The 442-nt window shown below is 55.9% G+C and carries 1 rRNA gene; it reads left to right on the top strand.

What is annotated here, in order from left to right:
- A 16S ribosomal RNA gene (locus MRBLPE1_RS16795) occupies window positions 1-407 on the top strand; the annotation flags it as partial.
- Window positions 408-442 lie beyond the last annotated feature (35 nt).

The following is a 442-nucleotide window of genomic DNA, read 5'->3' as shown; positions in this document are numbered from 1 at the left end:
GGTGGGCACTCTAGGATGACTGCCGGTGACAAACCGGAGGAAGGTGGGGATGACGTCAAATCATCATGCCCCTTATGACCTGGGCTACACACGTACTACAATGGCCGATACAACGGGAAGCGAAACCGCGAGGTGGAGCCAATCCTATCAAAGTCGGTCTCAGTTCGGATTGCAGGCTGCAACTCGCCTGCATGAAGTCGGAATTGCTAGTAATCGCGGATCAGCATGCCGCGGTGAATACGTTCCCGGGTCTTGTACACACCGCCCGTCACACCACGAGAGTTTACAACACCCGAAGCCGGTGGGGTAACCCGCAAGGGAGCTAGCCGTCGAAGGTGGGGTAGATGATTGGGGTGAAGTCGTAACAAGGTAGCCGTATCGGAAGGTGCGGCTGGATCACCTCCTTTCTAAGGAAATACCCGGACCCGATGAGGTTCGGATA

The organism is Paenibacillus sp. LPE1-1-1.1, from assembly GCF_040676435.1.
In the GTDB taxonomy this organism is placed as follows: Bacteria; Bacillota; Bacilli; order Paenibacillales; family Paenibacillaceae; genus Pristimantibacillus.
The sequence above is the reverse complement of the archived record's forward strand: the minus strand, read 5'-3'. Positions and strand labels throughout refer to the sequence as shown.